The following is a 7,517-nucleotide window of genomic DNA, read 5'->3' as shown; positions in this document are numbered from 1 at the left end:
GCCTCCGCCGCCGCGTCGGCCTCGGCCACGCGGTCCTGCGCGGTCGCGCGGGCGCCCCGGGCCGCCTCCGCCGCGTCCGTGGCGGCGTCGCGCTCGGCGAGCGCCGCGCGCAATCGCTCCAGCCGGGCGGCGAGGTCGGCCTCGTGGTGGCGCGCGGCCTCGAGCGTTCGGCGCTCGCCCTCGACGCGCTCGGCGTGGCGCTCGGCGGCCTGATGGGCGGCCTGCGCCTCGGCGAGGCGCTGCGCGCGCGCGGCGGCGGCCTCGGGCTCCTCGAGATCGGCGAGCTCGCGGCGGAGCCTGCGGCGCTCGTCGAGCGCGGCGTGCAGCGCGCGGGCCGTCGCGTCGAGTTCGGCCTCCTCGGCCTTCAGTTGCTCCACCCGCTCCTGCGCGGCCTTCCACGGGCCGCCGGTTCGGGGCCGGCCGGTGGCGGTGCAGTACACGGCGCGCTCCTCCGCGCAGCGCGCGAGCGCGGCGTCCATACGCCGCCCGCCGGTCATCGCCTCCACCTCGCCGGTGACCGAGGACAGGAGGTCGCGTCGCGCGGCGAGCGCGGCCTTCTGCTCCTTCGGCGTGTCGGGGTCGAGGCCGGTCATGCCCTGACGCACCCAGAGGAGGCCCGCCGGCCCGCCGGCCGCGTCGCCCATCAGCCGGCCGATCCAGTCCTCGGCGGCGTCGGCCTGCGCGACGAGCCGCCCGGCGCGCTCGACGCGGGCGTAAGGCTTCGAGAGCCAGCGCTTCGAGAGCGTGAAGCGCCCCTCGGCGGTCTCGATCTCGACCGTGACCTCGGGCGCGCCGCCGGCGTGGGGGCGCAGCGCGCGCACCTCCTTGTCCTTCGAGCCGTGCGGGCGCTGAAAGAGGGCCTGCAGCGCGTCGAAGAGCGTGGACTTGCCGTGTTCGTTGGGCTCGGAAAGGACGTTCAGCCCGTCGCCGATCCCCGCCACGGCGGCGGGCGCGGTGAAGCGGCGGACGTTCTCGAGGCGGATGGCGCGCAGCTTCATCCCCGCACCTCCCGCACGATGGCGTAGAGCCGGGCGAGGGCGGCGTCGGCGATCTCGTGCTGCTCGGGCGAGAGGCCCTCGTCGGTGGCCTCGGCGCGCAGCCGGTCGGCGGCGAGGCGCAGCGCGCCCGCGCGGTCGATCGCGTCGAGGTCGGCCTCCGCGTGCTGCGTCGCGAGCGCCTCGACGGTGAGCCGGAAATACGCGAACTCCGGCGCGACGCGCGCCGCGGCGTCCTGAAGCGCCGCCTGCTCCGCGAGGCTCGCGCGGCCGCTCGCCGCGACGGAGAGCAGCAGATCGCGCCGCCCGGCCTCCGGCAGGAGCGCGGCGAGCGCGGCGGCGGCGTCCTGCCCCGGGGTGAGGCGCAGTTGCGACTGCGTCCAGAGGAATGTCCCCGTCTCGATCTCGCGCACCTCGGGCGCGGCGCCGGGGCCCGGCACGGTGACGGCGAGGCAGACCCCGCGCCGGTCGTGGCGGAAGCGGTCCTGTTCCGGGCTGCCGGAATACTGCACGCGCGCCCCCACCTCGAGCCGGCCGTGCCAGTCGCCGAGCGCGAGATAATCGAGCCGCGCGCTGCGGTCGCGGTCGGGGGGGATGGCGGCGCCCGTGTCCTCGAAATCGGTGACGCCGCCGTGGGCGAGGCCGATGCGCGCGGTGCCCTCGTCGCTCGGCATGGTGACGAGCGCCTCGGTCGCGTCCTGCGCGGCGGAGCGATAGGCGACGGGGCAGGGCAGCAGCGTGGCCGAGGCGCCGAGGCTCACCGGCGCGGCATGGGTCAGCGGGCGCACGTTCTCCGGCGCGTCGCGCAGGATCGCGTCCCAGAGCGGCTCGGCCTCGCGCAGGTTGTCGTGATTTCCCGGCAGGAGCCACCACACGAGGTCGTCGTGATCGCGCATCGCGGCCAGCGCCTGACGCAGCACCGCGTCGGAGGGCGTCGCGCTGTCGAAGGTGTCGCCGGCGAGCAGGACGTCGCGCGCGCCGTGCGCCCGCGCCGCCTCTGCGAGGCGGCCAAGGGCGGCGTGGCGCGCCTCGGTCAGGCGGCCGCGCAGGTTGGCGTCCGGCGTGTCGGCGAGGCTGAGGAATCGCCGGCCGAGATGCAGGTCGGAGCTGTGGATGAAACGGAATGCGGTCATGCTGTCCCCCGGGCGTGCACCACGTCGTTCACCGGCCCGCGGGCCGGTCGCGTCGCTTATGCCGGATGGGGGGCGTCAGAAGCTGTCGTGGCATGATCCGGGACCGTAACGGCGGCGCGGGCGTTCGGCCCGAAGCTTCGGGGCCGGGGCGCGCGGCGTCAAGCCGTGTGCGGGCGCGGGGTCCGGTGGGCGCATGTCCTGCCCGCCCGGGCGGACCAGCCCATGGAGGCGCGCAGGGAGGCCGCATGTCCCGCCTGCCGGCGCGACCCGGCCGACCGCGGCGCGCGCAGGGGCCGCATGTCCCGTCTGCGGGAGCGGGCAAAGGGCCCGCCGCGACCCCGGCCGCGCGCGATCCCGGCCGCGCGCCCCCGGCCGGTCGCGCGGGGCGCTCTACCAGCCTTCCGTGCCGGGCGCGCCCTTGGCGCGGCCGCGCAGATTGTCGGTGACCCAGCCGCCGTAGAAGTCGCCCGGTTGCGGGCGCACCGGCGCGTCGCCCACAAAACAGGCCTCCATCGCGCCGGCGTAGAAGGCGAGGTGCCCGGCGATCGGGCGAAAGCGCGGTGTGGGGCGCTCGTAGGTCCAGGCGGCGCGCGGCGCCGTCGCCCCGCCTGCGGCGACGTCGAAATAGCGCGCCTGTCCCTTCCACTCGCAAAGGCTGCGGCCGTGGGCGGGCTGCAGCGCGGCGCGGACATCCGCGCGCGGGATGTAATAGGTGGGCGCGTGATGCGTCTCGAGCACCCGGTAGCCGTGCCGGGTGTCGGCCACGACTGCGCCGCCGAGGCGCACCACGAGGCGCTCCGCCACCGGCTCCAGCGCCGGCGGCCGCGGATAGTCCTGCACGTTCTCGATCGGAAGGTCGGCCATGAGGGGTGAGTTAGCGCGCGCCCCGCGCGGCGCCATGCCCCCGGGGCGCGGTCCCCGCGCGCCGGGCCGCTGGACCCGGCCGCGGCTACGCGGGGCCGCAGCCGTGCCCGACCCGGGCCTGGGGATCACCTCGGGTCGGCACGGCGTCCCTGCGCGCGGCCCATCGCGGGGCGGCCTCGCGCAGGGCCCGGGCGCGGCGGCAGCGCGGCGCCGTGCCCGGGGTTCCATGTCTCGCAGATTGGCGCGTCGCGGGCATTGACGGGGCGCAACGCGCCGGCCGGCCCGCGCGACCGGGTCAAGGTGGTGGCAGGGGCGCAGCCCGCGCCTCGGGCCGGTCTCCACCCGCCGGGCGCAATCGGCGGGATGCGGTCGCGGCGCGGGCCGGTCCCCGCCACCCAAGCGCAGGCTGCGGGATGGCGCCGCGATGCCGGCGTCCAGCGGCCGTGTCTGGCTGCGCGCGGGGGCTGCGGGATCGGCGACGCCGCTGCGCCGGCCTACTCGGCGTAGAGCTGCGCGGCGGCGGCGTCCTCGCTCAGGTCGTGGCCCGAGAGATGATCGAGCGCCTCGCTGTCCTGGACGCGCAGGCGGTAGGGGGTGACGATCTCGATCACGCCCTCGTCCTCGAGCGCGTGGATCGCGCGGCTCACCGCCTCGGGGCGCGTGCCGAGCACCTGTGCGAGATCCTGCCGCTTGATCGGGATGTCGATGACGGTCGCGCCGTCGGCGCACCCCGTCTCCTGCGACAGGCGGCTCCATCGGCGGTTGAGGAACAGCAGAAACCCGGCCACCCGCTCGATCGTGCGGTGATTGCTGAGAAGCCCCAGCCATTCGCGCGCGCTGTCGAGCTCGGTCATCAGCCCGAGGATCACCAGCCGCTCGACCTCGGGGCGGCGCCCTATGAGCGATTCAAATTCGGTTTTGTCGAAGAGAAAGATTTCGCAGTCGGAGGCCGCCTCGATCGCGAAGGGCACCGGGCCGTCGAAGACCCGGCCGAATATGTCGCCCGCCACGAGAAGGCCGACGATCTGGCCGGAGCCGTCCGCGAGCACCTTTTTCATGCGCAGGACGCCGCTGGCCACGTAGCCGACCGTTCCGGGGTCATTTCCGGGCGTCATCAGCACGTCGTCGCGCCGCAGTCGCGCCGGACGCGCGAGCGCGGCGACCTCGGCGCGGACCGCCTCGTCCAGTCCGGCGAAAGGGGCCAGAGAATGAATTGACGCCATAATCCCTTTCGCGCGGCGGCGATCCCATGCGCTCCGTCGCTTGGTCGCACCACGACGACGAACATTACCCTTGGGTTAACCATACCACAGCCTGCGACGGGCCGTCACACCCTTTCGCGCTTTCGGGCGAGAAATGGCGCATCGGGCGCGAGGTGAACTTTCGTTGTCTCCCGTCAATTCGAATCACCCGCGACTCGGGCCTTCATGGTAAAGATGACGCAGGGGCAAGTGGTGAAGGTCACCGAACGGGGGCGAGAAAGGTAGCAATCATGTTGCTCGACTGTCGCGCCGTGGCGCGTTTCGTCACCGGTCCAGAGGTGCGCCGCGCAGGGTCTCATGGGCGAGGCATCGCCGCGACGGAGCCGCGGCCATGACCGGCGTACGCCTCATGCCGCTCAGCGGCTGCGGCAGCTGTCCGCATCACCTCGCGGGGATCTGCAACCTCGGCGCCCTCGACCGGGTGCGCCGCGTCACGCTGGCCCCGGAGACCGTTCTCTTTCATCAGGGCGACCGGACGCAGCGCGTCGGCGTCCTGCGGTCGGGCTACATGCGGATGGTGCGCTTCAGCGCCGAGGGCCGCCGCATCGGTCTCGGCATCTCGCGGCCGGGCGACATGATCGGCGCCCTGCCGGGGCGGCGGATCGCCCACGAGCTCGAGGCCGCGACGGAGGTGACGCTCTGCATGACCGACCCGGCGACGCTCGAGCGCGGGACGGCGCGGCTGCCGGCGCTGCGCCGGCAGATGCTGGTCAGCACCGGCGAACAGCTCGCCCGGGTGCAGGAGCAGATCTGGCTGCGCGGTCGCTTGTCGAGCCGCGAGCGGATCATCGCCTTTCTCGTGCGCGCGGCGGATTACTTGCCCGCCTGGCCCCAGCCCGACGGCAGCGTGATCGTCGACATCCCGCTGCCCCGGCGCGACTGGGCCGGGATCACGGACACGGCCGTCGAGACCGTGAGTCGTACGGTGTCGTCGCTCGCGGCGCAGGGCGAGGTGGAGACGCTGGGCCGCGGCCGCTACAGGCTGGCGAACCCGGCGCGGCTCGCCCGGCTGGCGCGGATCGGCGGCGACGAGGACGCCGCCGCCTGAGGTCAGGCTCCGCTCGCGGGCAGGAACCGGGCGAGCACGTAGCCGGCCGCGCCGATGTGGGCGAGCGTGATCGCCACCGAGAGCCCGTGCAGCCACTTGAACCGCGTGCGCGCGCCGGTGTCGGTGGCCCGGTTGATCGCCGGCATCAGCGCCTCGCGCGTGGGCACTGTGGTCGCCGCGACGGCGGCGAGCAGGAGCGCGCCCGTCCGGTCCTGCGGCCAGAGCAGCGCGGCGGCGAGCGCCGCGGCCCCGATCACGAACAGGTAGAAATGCGGAAAGGCGCGCCGGATCGTGGCGCCGGCCGTCTCGGCGGGCAGCGCCGTGAACAGGAAGGCCGCGAAGCCGAAGGAATAGAGCACCATCCCGCCGAAGAGGAGCGCCGTGGTCAGCAATGCCAGCGTGGTCACGTCGGGGCCTCCGTCCGTTCGTTCGTCGTCAGCAGGTCGGCCGCGATCGCCGCGCCGCTCTGCCATGCCGCCTCCACCCGCGCGCCGAGCGCCCAGTCGCCGCCGAGGTGCAGCGTCCCCTCCGCCCCGCTCAGGACGGGCGCGCCGAGCGGCGTCGTCACCCGGGCGTAGCGCCAGCGGTGCCCGGCGACATGGAGCGCGGCGTCGGGGTCCGCGCCGATCGCCGCGGCGAGGGCCGGCAGGAGCCGGCGGGCGATGGTCGCGCGGTCCTCCTCGAGATGCGCGCGGCTCCACTCCGGCGTCGCCTGCGCGACCCAGGTCGTGACGCGCTCCGCGCGTCCCGGCTTCGCGCTGTCCCGGGCGATCCAGCCGAGGGGGCCGGTATCCGGGCGGAGCTGCACCGCCGGCCGCGGGAGGTCGTCGGGAAAGGCGGCCATCAGCGTGAGGCAGGGCGCCATCTCGACCCCGCGCAGGCGGTCGGCGAGCGCGGCGGGCAGGCCGGGCAGCCGCGCCGCCTGCGGCGCCGGGATCGTCAGCACCACATGCGCCGCCTCGATCGGCCCCGCCGTCGTCGCCACGCGCCAGCCCGCGCCCGCGCGGGCGAGGCCCGTCACCTCGACGCCGGTGCGCAGCTCGAGCCCCTCGGCCATCGCGCGGGGCAGGGCGGACATCCCCGGCCGCCCGACGCGGTGCGGCTCCGCGCCGCCGTCCTCCCAGATCGCGGTGGCGCCGGGCAGGGCGTCGATCAGCGCGGCGAAGCCGGGGTCGCGGACGGTGAAATACTGCGCGCCGTGGTCGAAGCGGACCTCGTCGTCCCCGAGCGCGACCCGGCGCGTGGCCATGCGCCCGCCTGCGCCGCGCCCCTTGTCGATCACGAGGCAGCCGCGCCCGGCGCGGTCCAGCGCGCGCGCGCAGGCGAGCCCGGCCATGCCGGCGCCGACGACGAGGACATCCGTGGTCATGCGCGTGACCTCGCGCGCGGGCGCGCGGGGCGGGGCGGCTGGTGGGGCATCCTGCGTCTCCTCTCGTGGTGCACGGGGGACGTAACCCGCCGTGGCCGCGCTTCAAACGCGGCGCNGGCCGCGCTTCAAACGCGGCGCCGGCGGAGGGGGCGCTGCCCCCTCTTGGCCTTCGGCCAATTCACCCCCGGAGTATTTGGGCCAAGATGATGGGCGCGGGCTGTCCTGGCCGCTTGGCCGCGGCCGGTCGAAAGGGCGCCTGGTGCTCGGCAGGGCAGGGCCAGGGCGGCGTCGGGCGCTCCGCTGCGGGCGGTGGCTTGGGCGCGGGGGGCAGCGCCGGAGAAGGGCGTATCCGGCGAAGCGGCCCCGGAGCGTCGCCAGCGTGCGGTTGGCTGTGCTCGGGCGGGGCGGGGCAGAGCCCGGGCGGCGTCGGGTGCGGGTCGGCACGAGCGGCTTCGCGTCGCGCGCTCCGGTCCGCCCGCTCGGGCGAGACGGTGCGCCGGGCGCCGCGGGGCGGACGGCGGCGACGGGCGGGGCGTGGCGTGACGCGGGGGCGGCCTGCGCCGGGGTGGCGCGTGGGTCTCACCGCGGGGTCGCGTCTGCTCCGGTCAATCGCGGCAGGAGGAGCGGCGTCAGGTACATCGGGATCTGGTAGCAGCCGACGAAGAGCATCAGGGGCGCCGCGGTCTCGGGCGGTACGGCGGCGAGGAAGAGCGCGAGGTTGCGGTTGCCCGCCGCGATGGCGAGCGCCCGCGCCGCGCCCGGCGGCAGCGCCGCGCGCGCCGCCCGCCACGCCCCCGCGGTCTGCGCGGCGTAGAGCGCGAGCGCCAGCGCGAGCGCGCCGAGCGC

The 7,517-nt window shown here is 75.8% G+C and carries 7 protein-coding genes and 1 pseudogene; 1 reads left to right on the top strand and 7 read right to left on the bottom strand.

Annotation, left to right across the window (positions count from 1 at the left end):
* From DRV84_RS14710 to DRV84_RS14695, 4 genes are all read right to left on the bottom strand, one after another.
* Positions 1-998 (bottom strand): AAA family ATPase (locus tag DRV84_RS14710; protein ID WP_420852977.1); only part of this gene is annotated, 998 nt, incomplete at its 3' end.
* Positions 995-2,128: a metallophosphoesterase family protein gene (locus DRV84_RS14705; RefSeq protein ID WP_115982039.1), complete on the bottom strand. Its 1,134-nt coding sequence runs from the start codon at positions 2,126-2,128 to the stop codon at positions 995-997. The genes DRV84_RS14705 and DRV84_RS14710, both read right to left, overlap by 4 nt.
* Positions 2,129-2,518: 390 nt before the next feature.
* Positions 2,519-2,992, bottom strand: coding sequence for a DUF427 domain-containing protein (locus DRV84_RS14700; RefSeq protein WP_115982038.1), 474 nt, complete (start codon positions 2,990-2,992; stop codon positions 2,519-2,521).
* 494 nt (positions 2,993-3,486) lie between these two features.
* Positions 3,487-4,215 carry a Crp/Fnr family transcriptional regulator gene (locus tag DRV84_RS14695; RefSeq protein ID WP_115982036.1) on the bottom strand — a complete coding sequence of 243 codons (729 nt, stop codon included), beginning with the start codon at positions 4,213-4,215 and terminating at the stop codon, positions 3,487-3,489.
* Positions 4,216-4,585: 370 nt separating this feature from the next.
* Here DRV84_RS14695 and DRV84_RS14690 point away from each other — a divergent pair, with 370 nt between their 5' ends.
* Positions 4,586-5,302 carry a Crp/Fnr family transcriptional regulator gene (locus DRV84_RS14690; RefSeq protein WP_115982034.1) on the top strand — a complete coding sequence of 239 codons (717 nt, stop codon included), beginning with the start codon at positions 4,586-4,588 and terminating at the stop codon, positions 5,300-5,302.
* Positions 5,303-5,304: 2 nt separating this feature from the next.
* Here DRV84_RS14690 and DRV84_RS14685 read toward each other — a convergent pair whose 3' ends face one another.
* The 3 genes and pseudogenes from DRV84_RS14685 to DRV84_RS14675 all read right to left on the bottom strand — a co-directional run.
* Complete coding sequence (locus tag DRV84_RS14685) at positions 5,305-5,709, bottom strand: DUF4149 domain-containing protein (protein WP_205026747.1); 405 nt, start codon at positions 5,707-5,709, stop codon at positions 5,305-5,307.
* Positions 5,706-6,671 (bottom strand): NAD(P)/FAD-dependent oxidoreductase, encoded by a 966-nt coding sequence (locus DRV84_RS14680; protein WP_115982030.1) that lies wholly within the window; start codon positions 6,669-6,671, stop codon positions 5,706-5,708. Before DRV84_RS14680 ends, DRV84_RS14685 begins: the two co-directional genes overlap by 4 nt.
* A gap of 579 nt (positions 6,672-7,250) precedes the next feature.
* Positions 7,251-7,517 (bottom strand): annotated as a pseudogene (locus DRV84_RS14675) (hypothetical protein); the annotation flags it as partial.

The organism is Rhodosalinus sediminis (assembly GCF_003385555.1).
GTDB lineage: Bacteria > Pseudomonadota > Alphaproteobacteria > Rhodobacterales > Rhodobacteraceae > Rhodosalinus > Rhodosalinus sediminis.
The sequence above is the reverse complement of the archived record's forward strand: the minus strand, read 5'-3'. Positions and strand labels throughout refer to the sequence as shown.